The 17,664-nt window shown below is 38.8% G+C and carries 21 protein-coding genes; 15 read left to right on the top strand and 6 right to left on the bottom strand.

Annotated features, from left to right (window positions below):
* Positions 1–3: 3 nt before the first annotated feature.
* From HNQ80_RS18895 to HNQ80_RS18880, 4 genes are all read right to left on the bottom strand, one after another.
* Positions 4–621, bottom strand: a complete 618-nt coding sequence (locus tag HNQ80_RS18895; protein ID WP_184312241.1) for a DUF502 domain-containing protein — start codon at positions 619–621, stop codon at positions 4–6.
* 118 nt (positions 622–739) lie between these two features.
* Positions 740–1,351, bottom strand: coding sequence for a DUF4397 domain-containing protein (locus HNQ80_RS18890; RefSeq protein ID WP_207727096.1), 612 nt, complete (start codon positions 1,349–1,351; stop codon positions 740–742).
* A gap of 148 nt (positions 1,352–1,499) precedes the next feature.
* Complete coding sequence (locus tag HNQ80_RS26070; protein ID WP_243183407.1) at positions 1,500–1,928, bottom strand: hypothetical protein; 429 nt, start codon at positions 1,926–1,928, stop codon at positions 1,500–1,502.
* 32 nt (positions 1,929–1,960) lie between these two features.
* Positions 1,961–2,404, bottom strand: a complete 444-nt coding sequence (locus tag HNQ80_RS18880) for a cell wall hydrolase (RefSeq protein WP_184312239.1) — start codon at positions 2,402–2,404, stop codon at positions 1,961–1,963.
* A gap of 278 nt (positions 2,405–2,682) precedes the next feature.
* On the opposite strand from HNQ80_RS18880, the gene HNQ80_RS18875 reads away from it, so the two are divergent.
* The 7 genes from HNQ80_RS18875 to HNQ80_RS18845 all read left to right on the top strand — a co-directional run bounded on the left by HNQ80_RS18875 (position 2,683) and on the right by HNQ80_RS18845 (position 9,685).
* Positions 2,683–3,129 (top strand): GNAT family N-acetyltransferase, encoded by a 447-nt coding sequence (locus tag HNQ80_RS18875; protein WP_207727095.1) that lies wholly within the window; start codon positions 2,683–2,685, stop codon positions 3,127–3,129.
* 34 nt (positions 3,130–3,163) lie between these two features.
* Positions 3,164–4,534 (top strand): D-serine ammonia-lyase, encoded by a 1,371-nt coding sequence (locus HNQ80_RS18870; protein WP_330602956.1) that lies wholly within the window; start codon positions 3,164–3,166, stop codon positions 4,532–4,534.
* A gap of 125 nt (positions 4,535–4,659) precedes the next feature.
* Positions 4,660–5,820: a DEAD/DEAH box helicase gene (locus HNQ80_RS18865; protein WP_184312237.1), complete on the top strand. Its 1,161-nt coding sequence runs from the start codon at positions 4,660–4,662 to the stop codon at positions 5,818–5,820.
* Positions 5,821–5,853: 33 nt separating this feature from the next.
* On the top strand, positions 5,854–6,795 hold the full coding sequence (locus HNQ80_RS18860) for a phosphoglycerate dehydrogenase (RefSeq protein ID WP_184312236.1): 942 nt from the start codon (positions 5,854–5,856) through the stop codon (positions 6,793–6,795).
* A 38-nt stretch (positions 6,796–6,833) separates the two neighbouring features.
* Entirely contained in the window at positions 6,834–7,211 is a 378-nt protein-coding gene (locus tag HNQ80_RS18855) for a CoA-binding protein (protein WP_184312235.1), read from the top strand.
* Between the two features lie 153 nt (positions 7,212–7,364).
* The gene (locus HNQ80_RS18850) at positions 7,365–8,318 is read left to right on the top strand and encodes an ROK family protein (RefSeq protein WP_184312234.1); all 954 of its coding nucleotides are present in this window, start codon (positions 7,365–7,367) and stop codon (positions 8,316–8,318) included.
* A gap of 23 nt (positions 8,319–8,341) precedes the next feature.
* Positions 8,342–9,685, top strand: coding sequence for a glucose-6-phosphate isomerase (locus HNQ80_RS18845; RefSeq protein WP_184312233.1), 1,344 nt, complete (start codon positions 8,342–8,344; stop codon positions 9,683–9,685).
* Positions 9,686–10,012: 327 nt separating this feature from the next.
* Here the strand turns inward: HNQ80_RS18845 and HNQ80_RS18840 are convergent, their stop codons facing one another.
* Positions 10,013–10,594, bottom strand: coding sequence for a YdcF family protein (locus HNQ80_RS18840; protein ID WP_184312232.1), 582 nt, complete (start codon positions 10,592–10,594; stop codon positions 10,013–10,015).
* 4 nt (positions 10,595–10,598) lie between these two features.
* Complete coding sequence (locus tag HNQ80_RS18835; protein WP_184312231.1) at positions 10,599–11,093, bottom strand: GNAT family N-acetyltransferase; 495 nt, start codon at positions 11,091–11,093, stop codon at positions 10,599–10,601.
* Positions 11,094–11,485: 392 nt separating this feature from the next.
* Here HNQ80_RS18835 and HNQ80_RS26530 point away from each other — a divergent pair, with 392 nt between their 5' ends.
* The 8 genes from HNQ80_RS26530 (at position 11,486) to HNQ80_RS18795 (ending at position 17,459) form a co-directional block, all read left to right on the top strand.
* A complete protein-coding gene (locus tag HNQ80_RS26530) occupies positions 11,486–11,728 on the top strand; it encodes a carboxymuconolactone decarboxylase family protein (protein ID WP_184312230.1) in 243 nt (80 codons plus the stop codon).
* Between the two features lie 18 nt (positions 11,729–11,746).
* A complete protein-coding gene (locus tag HNQ80_RS18825) occupies positions 11,747–12,016 on the top strand; it encodes a carboxymuconolactone decarboxylase family protein (RefSeq protein WP_184312229.1) in 270 nt (89 codons plus the stop codon).
* A gap of 133 nt (positions 12,017–12,149) precedes the next feature.
* Entirely contained in the window at positions 12,150–12,869 is a 720-nt protein-coding gene (locus HNQ80_RS18820; RefSeq protein ID WP_184312228.1) for a zinc dependent phospholipase C family protein, read from the top strand.
* 90 nt (positions 12,870–12,959) lie between these two features.
* Entirely contained in the window at positions 12,960–13,697 is a 738-nt protein-coding gene (gene nfsA / locus HNQ80_RS18815) for an oxygen-insensitive NADPH nitroreductase (RefSeq protein WP_184312227.1), read from the top strand.
* A 79-nt stretch (positions 13,698–13,776) separates the two neighbouring features.
* Positions 13,777–14,535: a peptidylprolyl isomerase gene (locus HNQ80_RS18810; protein WP_184312226.1), complete on the top strand. Its 759-nt coding sequence runs from the start codon at positions 13,777–13,779 to the stop codon at positions 14,533–14,535.
* A gap of 120 nt (positions 14,536–14,655) precedes the next feature.
* A complete protein-coding gene (locus tag HNQ80_RS18805; protein WP_184312225.1) occupies positions 14,656–16,341 on the top strand; it encodes a LytS/YhcK type 5TM receptor domain-containing protein in 1,686 nt (561 codons plus the stop codon).
* A gap of 18 nt (positions 16,342–16,359) precedes the next feature.
* Entirely contained in the window at positions 16,360–17,127 is a 768-nt protein-coding gene (locus HNQ80_RS18800; protein ID WP_184312224.1) for a LytR/AlgR family response regulator transcription factor, read from the top strand.
* Entirely contained in the window at positions 17,124–17,459 is a 336-nt protein-coding gene (locus HNQ80_RS18795; RefSeq protein WP_207727094.1) for a hypothetical protein, read from the top strand. Before HNQ80_RS18800 ends, HNQ80_RS18795 begins: the two co-directional genes overlap by 4 nt.
* Positions 17,460–17,664 lie beyond the last annotated feature (205 nt).

Genomic DNA, 17,664 nt, shown 5'->3' with positions numbered 1-17,664 from the left:
GCGCTAGCGCGTCTCATCTGGTTTATTTTCAACAGGCAAATGATCAGGGATAAGAATACCGCCGGAAACCACCATTTTGATTGCTGCTTCCACGGTTATATCTAACTTGATGGTATCCTCGTCAGGAATCATCACCAGCATACCTGAAGTTGGATTGGGCGTTGTAGGGATAAATATGCTTTTAAGATTTTTATCTGTTTTTGTTTTTGCCTCCTGTGGAGCTTCCGATGTGACAAAACCAATGGCATAAATACCTTTTGTGGGATATTGTACCAAAACAGCAGATTTAAAAGCGCTTTTTTGATCTGTGAATATGAGATCCACCAACTGTTTCATTGAAACAAAAACCGTACTGACAAGAGGAATTCTTCGTAATACTGCTTCTGCGATATGAATCAGTTTCCTTCCAAGATAATTTCTTGAAATGACACCAGTTGCAAATATGATGAGCAGGGTAAGGATGATTCCAACCCCAACCAGAGGGAAGCCTATAAGTTGTTCCAAGGGTTGACGGAAAATCAGATCAATTCGATTGAATAACCATCCCACAATACTCAAGGTACCTACGATTGGTATTAATGCTAATAATCCAGTAAAAAAAATTCCTCTGACGTGCTTCAAGTCCCATTTCCTCCTAAGAAATAATATAATTTCTATCTTATTATAAAGGGTAGTTTTTCTTTTGTATAGGGGCGAAAAAGAAAAACGAACACAATGGCGTGTTCGCTTTTTAGATATTTTAATAGGATGCTTTATCCAGGGCAATCAACATCTGAAGAGGAGGATTTTGGTCTGCCAGTCCAACGGCATAAATCGTATAGTACCTATTCCCTTGAATTACTACATTTGGTACAGTTAGAATCACTTGGGTAGTTCCTGCAACCCGTGCTTGAATCGTGTATCTACTTGGATTGATGATCAGATTGTTACTGATTTCTTTAAATTCAATGTTTCTAAAGAGGATAGTACCATCGGATGTGACGAGATCAACCATGGGAGAATTGGGAGATAAATGAACAAATTTAATCTGAGAACGATTTGCTGGCAGTGGTAAGGCTGTATCAGGAACGATGAGGGCTTTGATATCTCTCCGCATACCTGTAGCTGCAATTGTATAATTAGAATCGGGCATAACATCCAGACTCGTATTGATCAGGGGTGTTACTTTTGTACCTGCTGGATATATAAGAATTGAATATCTTCCTGGAGTCAATGGGAGATAAGGCGTAAAATTCTTATAGGTTAAATTTTGGGCAATGAGATTGCCGCTTGCATATACATCTACCGCTGGGGTGTCGGGGGAGGCATGGAGTATTCTTATATAGGATGGGATAGGAGCCATCCTGTACATACATGGAGGATATGGAGAATAATACAAAAAGATCAGCACCTTTCTCATGAATTGATTAAGAAGCATGTATATATTTTTTTCCACTATGAAACAGACTACTTTATAAATCATAAAGTAGTCTGTATGATATGGACAAATGAAAATTGGATTAATAGTAAATTCTTACAAATTTAATAGAATATATGTCACACAATACCAAATCGTCGGTTTCAGGCTCTCTGATAATGACATAACTGATGCCTACATCGACGAGGGTACCTTCTCTATCGACGAACATATTTGTGCCAATAAGAAAGTCAATTTTTACATACCTGCCAATTTGTGTCTTAAGATATCCTTGTGTATAGCTAATATCTTGCTCGACTGGGGCGCCTGGTTCGATTTCAAAGTCAGGTGGAATGGTAGTGTCAATTGGTGTTGGCAAAGGAACTGGGGGAACGGCGGTGGTACCTGGTGTGGCAGGGGTCATTGGCATCATTGGCATTATGGGCATTCCTGGTGTCATGGGCATACCAGGCATCATAGGGCCCATAGGCATCTGACGGTAGTAATAGCTTGGATAATCTTGACGAAACATATATCATCCTCCTTAAATATAATTATGATTGATTATGTCTGTGCATAAAGCTCTGTTGGATTATAGAAGCAGTGTTGTATTACACGTACCTGGAAGGTACCAGAACCGTTGCGTGGGAATGTTTGTATGCATGTAGGCTGAAACGGGTTGAAGTACCATAAGGAATAACCCACAGTAAACAATCGGTTGCCAGCTATGGCCCAATCGGCAATATCATAGTGAATCTGCTCTGGTGGGTTTGACCAGATCGTTTGAGGATTGGGTTTACCTGCTAAAACAGAGCGCATGCAATCAAATTGTCCTTTTTGATACATTACTTTTCGGAGATCACCTTGGCCGATACGGTGGTATTCGCCATAGGGAACCCGGACTCTGTTCATGATGACAGTAGCAACGGCTTTCATACCATTTTCTCCTTCGCCACCTGCTTCACATCGAATCATTCTTGCCAGCAATTCTCTGTCGGAATAAGCCATGATTTTATCACCTCGATTTCTCGTATACGCAAAAAATCTATACTACCCAAAGATAGAACAAAACATAAAATGCATTCAGGGAACCATAAGGAAGCTGTCTTGCAGCCATCGAGAAAAACATAGGGCTTCCTCAATAAATTGACGCAGTCAATTTTGTTCTGATACTACTACAATATTCATTATGATTGAAAAAAGTACTAAATATTATGGAGGAATCTACAAGAAATCAGGGAAATATATATAGGGATATTACATTTCAAGATATAGCGTCGAGGGGGATGAAAAGGAGCATGACATTGAGGATCAGAGTGTTTAACGATTCGCTGGAGGATGCGACCCAATTAAAGGGAATAGATCAATTGACATTCCAGGACTGCAAATATAGTGAAGAGAAAATTATCGAAATCGCCAAGGATCAGCGAAATAAGATATTTGTTGCAGAAAAAGATAGAGAAATAGTAGGATTTATCAGTCTCTTACAGGTACAAACCTTACACTATAGAGGATTATGGGTAGATTTGATCGCTGTAGCACCTGCTTATCAGCATATGGGCATAGCCACCAAGCTATTGGAACAGGGGAAACAATATAGTGAGGAATTGGGTGTGGATTTTGTTAGTGGATTGGTAGCTATCCAAAATATTGGATCTCAAGGAACATTTAAAAAGAGCGGCTTTCGCCCTCAGGAGAAGGATTTTAATCTGTTCGTGTGGGAAAGAAAATAATAAAGAAGTAGATAGACAAGTAAGGATTCAAAAAATGAAAAAGAGACAGAGAAAGGATGAAGTATACATGGGACAAGGCTATATTTATAATAGGACCCTAAATGAATGGAGGATAGATTTTCCATTACTTAAGGAGCTGATGGCATATGAACCGATCCTCTGGGAGAACCCTAAAAAAGATACAGTGAAAAATCACCTTCCCTCTCTAACTCTGACAGAAGAGGATATCATGGATGCAGAAAAAAGGTGGCAGAGATTTGCACCCTTAATTCAAGCGCTTTTCCCAGAAACAGAGGGTAGCCAAGGTATTATCGAATCTCCTCTAAAGGAGATTTCTAAAATGAAGTTATATTTGGAAAGTAAAAATGAAATGAAGATTCCAGGCAGATTATTCCTCAAATGCGATAACGAGCTGCCAGTGGCAGGCTCCATCAAAGCCAGGGGTGGGATCTATGAAGTACTGAAGCATGCGGAGACCCTGGCGATAGAGCATGGTCTATTATCCCATAAAGATAATTATGCCATCATGGCATCAGAAGACTTTAGGAGATTTTTTCAGAAATATGGAATCGCCGTTGGCTCCACAGGTAATCTAGGGCTGAGCATTGGAATTATCAGTGCAGCCATTGGCTTTCGCGTAACAGTTCACATGTCTGCTGATGCCAAGGAGTGGAAAAAGGTTCTTTTGAGAAAAAAAGGTGTTCAGGTGATTGAATATGCGTCGGATTATAGCAAGGCTGTAGAAGAGGGGAGAAAACAATCGGATCAGGACCCCATGAGTTATTTTGTTGATGATGAGCAATCAAAGGAATTGTTTTTAGGCTATAGTGTTGCAGCCTATCGTCTAAAAAAGCAGCTAGAAGAAAACGATATTAGGAGCGATAAAGATCACCCTTTGATTCTTTATTTGCCCTGCGGTGTTGGTGGTGCTCCGGGTGGTGTTACCTTTGGTGCGAAGCTCCTTTTCGGGGAAGATGTGTATTGCTTCTTTGCAGAACCCACCCACTCACCCTGTATGCTATTGGGTTTGATGACAGGCCTTTATGAAAAGGCAAGGGTTCAGGATTTCCATATGGATAATGTGACGGAAGCCGATGGTCTTGCGGTAGGAGCACCCTCAGCTTTGGTAAGTCGGATGGTAGGGCCTTGGATTGACGGGGTTTATACTGTGGATGATTCAGAGCTATATTCCATCGTGACCAAGCTGAAAGATTTAGAGGATATTAAGATTGAGCCATCCTCCGCTGCCGCCCTCCTAGGATTTAAACGTTTTAAAGAGAATAGTGCTTCCATAGAAAAAATTGCCCTGGAAAATGCAACCCATATTGCTTGGGCTACGGGAGGGCTCTTTGTACCTGAAGACCTCATGGAAGAATTCTATAAAAGAGGTATGGAAAAAAGATAGGAAATGATAAAAAGATTCATTGAAAAATAGAGAGTTTTTTAACTTGACTTTGCAAAAACATGGTGGATATGGTATAAAGCTTTATAGGGTATAATAGATTTATAAAGCAGAAAAGGAGAATGTCTGTGAGAACATTTAAAGATTATAAACTGAAGGAATTCATAGCAAAGAACTTAGAAAAAATAGATATCATACAGCCTAGCGAAATACAGGAAAAGACGATCTTACCCATTTTAGAGGGGAAAGATGTAATTGGTAAGGCAAAAACAGGTACGGGTAAAACTTTGGCTTATTTGCTGCCGATGATTCAGAAGATTGATCCTCAAAAAAGAGAGTTACAAGCGTTGGTTTTGGCACCAAGCCGTGAGCTAAGCTTACAAATTCAGAGAGAAGCTGAAAATATCATTCAGGATACGGAAATCAGGATTCAGTCCATCGTAGAGGGGATGGATATCGAACGTCAATTGGAAAAGCTAAAAGAAAAGCCTCATGTGATCATTGCGACACCAGGAAGGCTAGTACATATCATTGGTCTCAAAAAAATAAAGATGCATGGAGTGAATATTATTGCTTTAGATGAAGTGGACCAGATTTTGGAACAAGGATTGGGTGAAAAGGTCAATGCAGTGATACAAAGCACATTAAGGGATAGACAATTGCTGAGCTTTTCAGCCACCATGTCCGACGCAGCCAAGGAGGTTTTGTATCAACTGATGAAGGAACCCCAATATATCAATTTAGATGAAGCGCAACCGATCCCTAATAAAATTGAGCATCAGTATGTTGTAAGCAAGACCCCGAAAAAGACAGAAACCTTAGAGGAATTGCTACAAGCGATTAAACCTTCTAAAGCACTTATCTTTATTAATAAAAATGAGAACGTGGATCGTTTTGTAAAGGATCTTCATCGAAAGGGATATTCCATCGGAGGAATTCAAAGTAGGACGAAAAATCAGGACAGACAGCATTTGCTGGCTTCTTTTCAAAAAGGAAAGCTAAAGCTATTGGTTACCACTGATTTATTTACAAGGGGAATGGACTTTAGAAATGTATCTCATATTTTTAATATGGATCTGCCTTTAAATAAAATTGATTATCTCCATCGAGCGGGGCGAACAGGCAGAATGCATAGAGAAGGTGTGGTTATTAACATTGTAAAGGACCGAGAAAAATTCATCATGTATAAAATGATGAAAGAATTGAATATACAAGTGAAGCCAGTGACTATTATCAATAGTAAAGTGGTTCCAGTGGATAAAATCATTCAAAGGAAGAAGAAGGATTAGCGATTTTAATCATGTATAGTGGGGGAGAAAGAAATGAAGGTTTTGTTTACCTATGATTATGGTCAAAAAAAGATGTCTTGTGTTCAAGATTTGGGTTATGAGGTTGTTTATGTCTATGAAAAGGACGTAAGGCTGAATGAACAGACAAAGGATGCAGAAATTCTCGTTTGCTACAATCCGTTCCCTCACCTGGATATTCAAAGGATGGAGAGCCTAAAATGGATTCAACTCTCCAGTATTGGTATTGATCAAGCGCCCGTTGCATATATCCAAAGGACAGGGATTACTTTGACAAATAACAAGGGTGGCTATAGTATTCCTATAGGAGAATGGATTGTCATGAAGATCTTAGAGTTGCTGAAAAACAGTGGTAAGCTCTATGGACTACAGCAACAGAAAAAATGGGCTTTGGATACAACTCTCCTTGAACTCTATGGAAAAACCGTAGGATTTATTGGTACGGGAAGCATTGCAGGGGAAGCTGCCAAAAGACTTCAGGGTTTTGGAACGCGGATATTAGGGTTGAATACATCGGGTAAAGACACACCTTTTTTCCTTCGTTGCTATCCCATGGATGAAATGGAAGAAATGCTTAAAGAATGTGATATTGTCATACTGACAATTCCATATACGGAGAAAACCAAGCACTTAATCAATGATCAAACCCTTGGTTGGATGAAGGATCCAGTATATTTTATCAATGTATCACGGGGAAACATTGTGGATGAGGGTGCGCTGATAAAAAATCTAAACAATGGAAAGATTAAAGGTGCGGCCTTAGATGTTTTTGAAGAGGAACCCTTACCTGTTAGCCATCCTTTTTGGGACTATAAAAGTGTTATTGTAACACCTCACAATTCTTGGATATCTGAAATGAGAAATGAGCGACGATTTGCTTTGATCCTTGAGAACTTGCGACGATATAAAAACGAGGAGGCACTCCTAAATGTGGTGGATTTACAGAAAGGCTATTAGGGATAAAGAATATATAAATTGAGATAGGAGGCGTGTTTATGCTAGGTCAAGAAATGCTGAATGAAAAGAAATGGGCGGTGGTAGGGGATGTGTTAAATCCTTCAAAGTTTGCCTGCATTATCAAGAATAGGCTGATTGGCAACGGTTACCAAGTATTTCCAGTGAATCCAAGAAGTCAGAGTCCAGAGGTATACCATTCCCTTGGTGAGATCAAAGAAGGCATTGATGTCATTGATCTTTGCATCAATCCTCACACTGGGTTGGATATTGTCAAAGAGGCAGCTGCATTAGGCATAGAGAAGATATTTATACAACCCGGTGCTGAGAGCGAAGAAATTATTGACTTTTGTAAAGAAAAAAATTTGCAAAATTATTTGGGATGTGTTCTCGTAGAACTGTCAAAAAGGGGAATGTAGACGTTGAAGAGCAGGGAGAATCCTGCTCTTTATATTTCTTAAACAATAAGATTTTTCTGGGACACTTTTTGACCTATATGTCCTTATCTGTTACCATATGATATAATGAATTATAATATTTTGGAAATTGTTGAAGGGGTAGGAGGAATCAAAATGTTTATTGGTGTAGATTTGGGAGGCACAAGCATCAAAGTAGGTGTTGTTAGCCTAGATGGAAAGATACTTTATCAAAATTCGAAGCCTACATATGCGGGAAGGGACTTTCAACTGATTATTCGTGACATGATTGAACAGATTGAAGATGCCATAGATTGTGTGAATATTGGCATAGACGAAATAAGATCCATTGGAATCGGTGTGCCTGGCATTGCGGAAGCCCACACAGGTAAGGTAATCTATTGCACAAATTTATCCTGGTATAATATTCCTCTAGGTGAAGAAATCTCACGACATTTTGGAAAACCCGTTTATGTTGAAAACGATGCCACAGTGGCTGCCTTGGCAGAATATGTTGCTGGATCTACCAAGGGAATAAAAAATTCTGTCTTCTTGACGATTGGTACTGGAATCGGTAGCGGCATCATTATCAATCACAAAATCTATAGCGGAAGCCACAGTGCTGGTTCGGAATTTGGTCATATGATTATCGGAGAAAATTTCTATAATTGCAATTGCGGTGCCAATGGCTGTTTTGAGACCCTAGCTTCAGCAACGGCTTTAATTCGATATACAAGAAAGAGAATTGAAGAGGGGTATAAAGATACAAATATTTTGAGAATGGCCAATGGCAAGATAGAAGATATAGATGCCAAGATTATCTTTGATGCTGCCAAGGCAGGAGACTCCCTGGGAGTAGAGGCAGTAGATCGAATGATCAAATATTTATCTATTGGAATAGTTAATATCATGAATAGCTTGGATCCAGATCGAGTTGTGATTGGAGGCGGGGTATCCAAGGCAGGGGATTATTTCATCCAACAGGTAGATGATGCAGTTCGGAAATTGGTATTATGTAAAGAAATACAATATGGAGATATCGTTTTAGCCCAGTTGGGGAATGAGGCTGGCATCATTGGAGCTGCATTTATCGGTGAAAATATTATATAAAGACAAGGCTAGGAGGAAAAAGGATGAAGGAGATTCAATTTAGGTATGATAATGCCAACATAAAGGATCATGAGATCAATTATTATGGAGAAAAGGTGAAGCAGTGCCATAGAGCCCTCCACGACAAAACTGGCGCGGGAAATGATTTTTTAGGATGGGTGGATTATCCATTAAACTATGATAGAGAAGAATTTAGCAGAATTCTTAATGCAGCCCAGAAGATCGAAAAAACTTCAGATGTATTTATTGTAGTAGGCATTGGAGGGTCTTATGCTGGTGCAAAAGCAGCAATAGAGTTACTAGGGCACACTTTCCACAATATAGTGTCAAAGGAAAAAAGAACTTCCCCAGAAATCTACTTTGTAGGGCATAACTTAAGCGGTACATATTACAATCATTTGATGGAAGTATTAAAGGACAAGGAAATCAGCCTTTGTGTTATTTCTAAGTCCGGAACCACTACAGAGCCTGCCATTGCCTTCCGTTTATTAAGAACCTATATGGAGCAGAGGTATGGAGAGAATGGAGCAGCAGAGCGCATTTATGCCATTACGGATGCCAAGAAGGGTGCATTGCGCCAACTGGCAACAGAAAAGGGCTATGAGACCTTTGTAATCCCCGATGACGTGGGAGGAAGATATTCTGTTCTCACTGCCGTAGGGTTACTGCCCATAGCAGTAGCAGGAATTGATATTAAACAAATTATGGAGGGTGCCAAGGATGCCTATGATCTATACGGCGTAGACGATCTATTTCAAAATCCTTGTTATCAATATGCTGTGCTAAGGAACATTCTTTATGGAAAAGGAAAGGAAATAGAAGTATTGGCTAGTTACGAGCCTTCTCTTCGTTACGTGGCAGAATGGTGGAAGCAGTTATATGGAGAGAGTGAAGGTAAGGATGGAAAGGGAATTTTCCCTGCATCCGTAGAATTTTCTACGGATCTGCATTCCATGGGACAATTACTTCAAGATGGAAGAAGAAATATTTTTGAGACCGTGCTCACCATAGAGTCACCTAGAGAGGATATTGTAATTCCGGAAGACGAGCAGAACCTAGACGGATTGAACTTCTTGGCAGCTAAATCCCTAAATCAAGTGAATCATCATGCTTTTGAAGGCACCATGCTTGCTCATACGGATGGTGGTGTGCCGAATTTAGTCATAGGCTTGCCGGAAGCAAATCCTTACTATTTTGGAAAACTGATTTACTTCTTTGAAAAGGCCTGTGGCATGAGTGGGTATCTCTTAGGAGTGAATCCTTTTGACCAGCCTGGGGTAGAGGACTATAAGAGAAATATGTTTGCGCTTTTGGGAAAACCAGGATATGAATCCTTGGGGAAAGCGTTAAATGAGAGATTAAAATAAGACGCTGTTAACATTCTCGAATAATATAATGAATGCGTATTTGTAGAATGATAGGGCGAAATAACATCGGTTGGATAGGGGGCGTCCAACCCTACAAAAGATCGATAATTGCTGAACATCAATAGGATGCGCTAATAATAAAAACCAGCCAAAATGGCTGGTTTTGTTAATATATAGGAAATTATGGTTTTCAATTTCTTAGATATGAGGTGTGCAGAGGGGATTCCCCTTTGCCGTATTCAGGAAGGTCCTCAGGAACCTGCATTGCAGGCGTCGAAGGAAACCTAGGGTTTCCTAGCGAAAACAAATTGCCGATAGGCAACTTTGTTATTTTTTTATGATAAGAAATTTAATTACGGCAAAAAACTCCCTTACATAGTACTTTAGCTTTGTAAGCATGGAGGGATGCATTTTTGCTGGTGAGCCGCTGACGGGAATGGAAAAGTGTTTTCCGATTTCTAAGGCTCTGTAAACATGAAAAGTATTGGTTACGATGACAGCACTCTGAAAACCTTCTCGATCCATGATTTCCTTGCTATACTTCATATTTTCGTAAGTGCTATAGGAGTTTTCCTCCAGATAAATGATGTCTTTTGAAATATTATGACGCATCAAATAGGCCGCCATAGCATAGGCTTCTGTTGCTAATTCATCGTCACCCTGAGCGCCACTGACAATAATATATTTCCCGTACCCTTGGCGATAGAGGGCGACAGCTTGGTCCAAACGATACCTAAGCAAAGGACTTGGTTGATCACCCCATAAGTGGGCACCTAAAACGATGATTACATCGGAGGGGCGAGGTTTTTCATTGGCAGCTGTGTACAGGATATTTGCTTCAATAATGGCAAAAACACTAATGAAAAAAGCAGTGATTAGAATAATAGATACTCTAAATCCCTTTCCCATGACTCTACTTAATAAAATCGGATTCCATAATCTGGAATAGAATCTCGTCATAGAATTGATTGTTTCTAAATATACTTTCTTTAAGTCTACCTGCCTCTTTAAAACCAATAGAGGTTAATGCCCGAATAGATCTCTCATTGTTGGAATGAACAAAAGAAATCACACTATGAAGCCGCATTTCTTGGAATGCGATGGACAATAGGGACCTAATAGCAAAGCCTCCATATCCTTTTCCTATATTTTCATGATCGAATATATAGACATCCATCTGACACTTCTTATCAGTACGGTTAATATTCTTTAGAAAACAGATACCAATGGTGGTTTTGTCATCCATGATGTAAAAATATCGTGAGCCCTCCTCCAAAACAGCAACCAGATATTTATAAAAGGAATAAACTTCGTCAAATCTTGGGGTATAGGCGGATAGTTTTGTTAGACGATGATAAATATCCTCTGTTTCTCGATAGGTAACATGTTGAATTCGCTTGAGCTCCAAAATATGCATCTCCCTTACATGTTTATGTAATAATAATACTATTATTATATTGAATTGCTTATGGATTGTAAATTGAAGAAACCAGTGATTATGAACGATAACAAGGCTTGAGGGATCAAATAATGAAATGATTACCCAAAGAACCCAGATATACTCCAAACCTAGTCATATCGTTTCACCTTTCGTCAAAGGTTATTCTTTTTCATTGATCTTTATGAATGAGGGGCAATAGATCTAAAGAAAGAAAAAAGTCAAAATAAACTCATTTATATCATAAAATATGGAAGTCATAGATTTGACACATAAGAAGCTTTGTGAGATGATTGAAAAGAGAGAACCTTCATGTCAAGATAGAATATAGGAATTAAACATGAAACGAGGAGGGATTTCTAGTGGCGAGAATTAAGCCCTTGACACCGCAAGAGGTTGATCAGGAAAGCAAGGAGATATTCGAGACTTTTTTGAAGCAGCGGGGAAATGTACCAAATATGTTTAGAACCCTAGCCCATAGACCAGAACTTTTAAAAACTGCGTATAAACACTTTTCTACAGTATTGAATACAGGGACGGTAGACATCCGATTAAAGGAAATGGTTGCAGTGAGAGTATCTCAGCTGAACCAATGTGAGTACTGACTGGCATCTCATACTGTTTTGGCAAAACAGTTTGGTGTATCAGAAGATGCAATCTACGCAATGGCAGATAAGGAGGATAATCCAGCCCTTTTTACGGATAGGGAGCTGGTGGCTCTAGAGTTTGCAGAGGTAATGTCCAAAGACGCTAATAATGTTAGCGATGACCTATGGAATCGATTGAGATTACATTTTGATGAAGGCGAAGTCGTTGAAATCGCTTGTGTTATAGGTATCTTCAACTATTTTAATCGTTTCAACAATGCATTGAATGTGGATGTAACAAAGTAATCGTTTCGCAATGAATACATAATCTGATGATGATAATAGCCAAAAAACTTCTGCCTTAGCATAGAAGTTTTTTGGCTATTATGCTATGAACGAGGGATACTAACAGTAATAAAACGAAATGAAGGGTGATCATATGAGCATTTTAGAAACAACCTATGGCAATTTTCTTCAGGCTGCTTTTACAGTACTAAATCCATTTAAAAAAGCAGTGATCAGAACCCAATGTAAGGTTCATAAATACCTTAATGTCCAGGCGCTGGAGGTTTTGAAGAATGATGGCTATAAAGAAGAGTACAACTTTTTTAGCAGCCATATTATGCCCATCAATGATGGAGCCTATTGGGCAGATCAGGATTTTAAAAGCAGTGGGCATTTTTATAATCCCCATACCAGAAAAGGATTATATGGAAGGGAAAATGCTGCTAATCTAGGGAAAGAGTATTATGAGAGAGCTCTATTTCTTTGGAGTATTGGAGAATTTGACAAGGCCATGTTCTATTTTGGTGCAGCTACCCATATCATTCAAGACATGACAGTCCCTCAGCATGCCAATATTAGATTATTGGATAATCATCGTCAATATGAAACATTTGTGAAGCGCACCTATCGCTATATAAAGGAATTTAAGGCAGAAAAAGGAGCCATATTATTTGACACGATCAGTGAATATATAAGATTTAATGCCAGGGTAGCCATGAAGATATATAAAAAATTTAGAGTCATACAAGAAAATGAACACCGATATTATCGTACCACCAAATGTATATTACCCTTAGCTGAGAGAACAACCGCTGGGTGTATGGTGATGTTTTATAAAGATATAATTATAAAACCCCATGAAATTAAGCATTAAGTGAAGGAAAAGAATAGACCACCCTCCTTTGAACTTTTTCTTCCAATCGGATATAATGAACATAATTGATAGGAAAAAGGAGGAAATACAATGAATGATGTGATAAGACTGTTAAAGTCCCATCGTTCTATCCGTAAGTTTACGGATCAAGGAATTGATGAGTCAGTGATACGGGAGATTATTGAATCCGCTCAATGGGCTTCTAGCTCTTCTTTTGTTCAAGCATATTCCATTATCGGCATTAAAGATCAAGCAAACAAGAGATTACTCGCTCAATTATGTGGAGAGCAGTCTTATATTGAGACGTGTCCTGTTTTTTTGGTATTCTGTGCCGATTTAAATCGTTTGGAAATGGCTTGTACAGTTCACGGGATGAAGATGGTAGGAGAATACACGGAGTCCTTCATTATGTCCACCGTAGATGCAGCTTTAGCAGCTCAGAATGCCATGATAGCAGCTGAATCCCTGGGACTGGGAGGCGTTTATATCGGTGGGATTCGAAACAACCCTGAGGAGGTTAGCAAGCTTCTAAAGCTGCCTGAATTTGTTTATCCTGTTTTTGGTATTTGCTTGGGATATCCTGCGCAAGATCCTGGAAGCAAGCCAAGGCTGCCCTTAGCGGTGATTTATAAAGAAGAATTTTATAACAATGAAAATGATTTGAAGAAAATTGAAGACTACGATCAAAAAATCAGTGCCTATTATGTAGAGCGAACTCAGGGTAAGAGAAGCGATTCATGGACCCAGCAGATGGCTGAAAAAATGCAAGCGGAAACAAGACCTCATATGAAAGAATATCTAAGAAATAGAGGATTTGAAATGAAATAAGGATAGAAAAGGATGTTAGACGGATTCAAAGCATTGTGCTATGATAGAGTAGAAAAATAATACATAAAGGAGATTAGGCATGACAAAACAGATTATTGCCACAGTAGGTAGCAAAGAAATTACTAAGGATGATTTAAATATTGCACTGCAGCATGCCCCGAAGAATCAAGCCATGCAGTTTAATACACCAGAGGGTAGAAAATACTTGTTAAGTGAAATGATAACTCAAGAAATGCTGTATTTAGATGCAAAGGATAAAGGGTTAGATCGCAATGAGGACTTTTTAAAAGAAGTAGAAACGATGAAGGAAAATCTTCTAAAGCAATATGCCATTAATTATTTGTTAAAGGATGTAACCGTATCTGAGGTGGAAGTAAAGGCATACTATGATCAGCATCCAGAGCAATTTGTTGCAGAGGAATCCATGCGTGCTCGACATATTTTAGCCAATGACGAAGCAACAGCGAAAATGATTTTGGATGAAATCCATGGCGGTAAGAGTTTTGAAGATGCTGCAACTCAATATTCTGAATGTCCTTCAAGGGCCCAAGGTGGAGATTTAGGCCACTTTGAAAGAGGAAAAATGGTACCAGAGTTTGAAGAGGCAGCTTTTGCCCTTGAAGTGGGTGCAATAAGCGATTTGGTAAAAACTCAGTTTGGATACCATATTATAAAGGTTGAGGAACGAAAAGGTCCTCAAACAATTGCCTTTGATGAGGTAAAGGGACAGATCCAAGATTATCTCCTTAGAAATAAACAAAATCAGCTGTATAGAGAGTATACCAATCAGCTTAAAAATCAGTATGAGATCGTAATCAATGAAGAGTTACTGAAGTAATGAAAAAAATCACCAGAGAGCATCTGGTGATTTTTATTGTGCAAAAAAACAATTGCTTTTGAATATCCATTTAAAAAAAACTGGAATATGATAAAATGGAATTAGGCGAGGGGGTGGACCATGGAGGTTTCTAAGATTGTGGTTGCATTGACGGATAAGATATCCGTTATTTTAGTGGTCGCTTTTTTGCTGTCAAAAACAAAGCTCTTTAGGATGACATTGGTAAAGAGTAAATTTATGATAAAGGATAAATTTTTTTTGACAATTATTTTCTCAATATTCGGAATAATAGGGACTTATTTTGGAATACCTATTCACAATGCCATTGCCAACAGCAGTATGACAGTGGTGGCAGCAGCGGGTTTGCTAGGCGGCCTAGTAGTAGGAATTGGAACAAGCCTGATAGTAGGTATATACCGTCTTTATATGGGGGGATATGTAGCGTTTGCCAGTGCCATTACCACATTGCTGGCCGGAATCGTTAGTGGTATGCTAAATCAACATTTTTTAAAGCAGAAAAAGAAAGGTACTTATGGATTCATTGTAGGCCTTAGTTCACAAATACTTCTTTTCGGAATGATCTTACTTTTTGCCAAACCGTTTGAAGCTGCTTGGACTCTTGTAAAAATTATTGCACTTCCCATGATGGCAGTGAATTCCTTTGGAGTAGCCATATTTATTTCTATCTTGGATAATATTTATCAGGAACAGGATCGCATCAGCGCCAAAGCGGCTCAGCTGGCCTTAGAGATCGCCAATAAGACCCTTCCCTATTTGAAGCATGGATTGGATTTTAATAGTGCTCAGCGAGCGGGTGAAATTATTTATCAAATGGTAGATCATATTTCTGCTGTAGCCATCACAAAGGAGGATACCATACTGACTCATGTGGGCCTGGGGATTGATCACCATAAACCAAAGGATCATATTATGAATCGTAGTACGAGAGCGGTTCTGGAAATGGGAATCTACGGCGTGCTTCAGAATAGAAAGGAGATTGGATGCAGTTGTAGAGACTGCAAGCTCATGGCAGCTGTTACAGTGCCTCTAAAAATGAAAGAGGAAATCATCGGTACTTTGGTTTTATATAAGGAAATAGAAAATAGTATTACAGATGTGGATATTCAATTGGCATTAGGGTTGGCCCAGTTGTTCTCAACACAGCTTGAAATTAGTGAGGCAGATGAAAAAATTCGTTTACTGGAAAAGGCAGAGCTTAAAGCATTACAAGCTCAAATTAATCCCCATTTCTTATTTAATGCCATAAATACCATTATTTCTTATACACGGACGGACATCGCCATTGCGAGAAAGCTTCTTTTAGATCTAGGGCATTACTTTAGAAATAATTTACAAAAGGTAGATGAGTTTATCGACTTTTATGATGAAATCAAGAACGTGCAATCTTATTTAGCCATAGAAGAAGCACGATTTAGCCATAGATTAAAGGTAAATTATGATATCGGACAAGATATTCGGTGCCAACTACCACCCCTGATCATACAACCTATTGTCGAAAATGCCGTAAAACATGGCTTACTTCCGCGAAAGGAAGGTGGAACCATTCAAATTATAGCCAGCCAGAATGAAATGGGCACTCATATTGCCATAGAAGATGATGGAATGGGTATGGATGAAGAAAAGATAAAGAACATTTTAGATGAAAACTGTAACAATAGTGGTATTGGTATTCGTAATGTGGATAGACGCCTTAAAAAGATCTATGGCATCACCTGCGGATTGTCAATGATGAGTGAAATAGGAAAAGGCACAAAAGTGCATTTCATGATTCCTAGGGATGAATAATAGAAGGGGGATAATCACTTGCGTACGATTATAGTAGATGATGAACTGCCTGCGGTAAGAGAGCTTAAGTTCCTGTTAAGTAAATATCCTGAAATTGAAATTATAGGGGAAGCCTATGATGGGGAAGATGCGCTGGAATTGATAAAGAAACAGAAACCTGATATTGTTTTTTTGGATATACATATGACCAACAGAGATGGGATTGCAACGGCACGGGAACTAATAACCTTGAAGTCAGTACCTTTTATTGTTTTTGCTACTGGTTATGATCAGTATGCCTTGCAGGCTTTTGAATTGAATGCTACAGATTATCTTCTAAAGCCCTTTCGGGAAGAACGTATTGAAGCCACCATTGTCAGGATCATGAATCAAATTGAAAAAAAGAAAACTATGGCGAAGGGGTTATCAGAAAAGGATACGGAAAAGCTGCTGCATCAGACGATCAACCTAAAGCTTGCAGATAAGCTGGCTGTGTGGGAAGCTGAAAAAATCAAGATCATTGATTATCATGAAATTCTTTATATCTCGGTGGACGGAAGACAGTGTACAGTCCATACCCAGCAGGAAAACTACATGGCCTATATGAATCTGAAGGACTTAGAATCTAAACTGCCGAAGGACAGGTTTCTTAGAACCCATAGGGCGTATATCGTAAATCTAAGTAACATTGATGAGATAAAGCTGTGGTTCAATCATACTTTTCTAATCCAAATGAAGAATTGTAAGGATCAAATTCCAGTAAGCAGAACTTACATCAAGGGTTTTCGAAATGCAATCGGCCTGTGACAGCTTTATGGCAAGACAAGGGCATTTTATGCCTTAATTTTATCGTTCTATGTTATAAAATCCATCTTTTAAAAAGAATCGACTATGATAAAGTAGAAGATCATATGAAGGAGATGGGTAAAATGGTGGCAAAGCTTCATGAGATCAATGGAGATACAGCAACAATTGTCACAGAGAAAAATTATACCGTCATCATACCAGTTCAAATGATTCCCCAAGGTGCAAAACCAGGTGATCTTATATATTTAGAGTTTAAAGCTGAGCCCAATCATGAAATGAGCTTTAAAAGAATTATTGAATTGGAAAATGACTATATCCATCGCTATTATTAAAACATGGATTCTTCTGTATGAAACTTTTGTCGGATATTTTGGAAGTAAAACCTATAAGTCGAAGATATCGTGCAGCACGTAAATCGTGAATTATGATATCCAGAAAGACTTATCTGTAGCCTTCCAGGGAAGTATCTGACGAAAGTTTTTTATCTAAATATTCTATATTTCTTGGGAAATATTGCAGAGAAAGAGTGAAATTATG

The sequence above is a fragment of the Anaerosolibacter carboniphilus genome (assembly GCF_014205875.1).
Lineage (GTDB): Bacteria > Bacillota > Clostridia > Peptostreptococcales > Thermotaleaceae > Anaerosolibacter > Anaerosolibacter carboniphilus.
Note: the sequence above shows the minus strand (reverse complement) of the source record. Positions and strands in the feature narration are given on the sequence as shown.

Excerpts from the sequence above, each read along its gene's own strand:
- HNQ80_RS18890 (WP_207727096.1), bottom strand. The coding sequence starts at position 1,351 with ATGTACAGGATGGCTCCTATCCCATCCTATATAAGAATACTCCATGCC.
- HNQ80_RS26070 (WP_243183407.1), bottom strand. The coding sequence starts at position 1,928 with ATGTTTCGTCAAGATTATCCAAGCTATTACTACCGTCAGATGCCTATG.
- HNQ80_RS18880 (WP_184312239.1), bottom strand. The coding sequence starts at position 2,404 with ATGGCTTATTCCGACAGAGAATTGCTGGCAAGAATGATTCGATGTGAA.
- HNQ80_RS18875 (WP_207727095.1), top strand. The coding sequence starts at position 2,683 with ATGAAAAGGAGCATGACATTGAGGATCAGAGTGTTTAACGATTCGCTG.
- HNQ80_RS18870 (WP_330602956.1), top strand. The coding sequence starts at position 3,164 with ATGAAAAAGAGACAGAGAAAGGATGAAGTATACATGGGACAAGGCTAT.
- HNQ80_RS18860 (WP_184312236.1), top strand. The coding sequence starts at position 5,854 with ATGAAGGTTTTGTTTACCTATGATTATGGTCAAAAAAAGATGTCTTGT.
- HNQ80_RS18855 (WP_184312235.1), top strand. The coding sequence starts at position 6,834 with ATGCTAGGTCAAGAAATGCTGAATGAAAAGAAATGGGCGGTGGTAGGG.
- HNQ80_RS18850 (WP_184312234.1), top strand. The coding sequence starts at position 7,365 with ATGTTTATTGGTGTAGATTTGGGAGGCACAAGCATCAAAGTAGGTGTT.
- HNQ80_RS18845 (WP_184312233.1), top strand. The coding sequence starts at position 8,342 with ATGAAGGAGATTCAATTTAGGTATGATAATGCCAACATAAAGGATCAT.
- HNQ80_RS18840 (WP_184312232.1), bottom strand. The coding sequence starts at position 10,594 with ATGGGAAAGGGATTTAGAGTATCTATTATTCTAATCACTGCTTTTTTC.
- HNQ80_RS18820 (WP_184312228.1), top strand. The coding sequence starts at position 12,150 with ATGAGCATTTTAGAAACAACCTATGGCAATTTTCTTCAGGCTGCTTTT.
- nfsA (WP_184312227.1), top strand. The coding sequence starts at position 12,960 with ATGAATGATGTGATAAGACTGTTAAAGTCCCATCGTTCTATCCGTAAG.
- HNQ80_RS18810 (WP_184312226.1), top strand. The coding sequence starts at position 13,777 with ATGACAAAACAGATTATTGCCACAGTAGGTAGCAAAGAAATTACTAAG.
- HNQ80_RS18805 (WP_184312225.1), top strand. The coding sequence starts at position 14,656 with ATGGAGGTTTCTAAGATTGTGGTTGCATTGACGGATAAGATATCCGTT.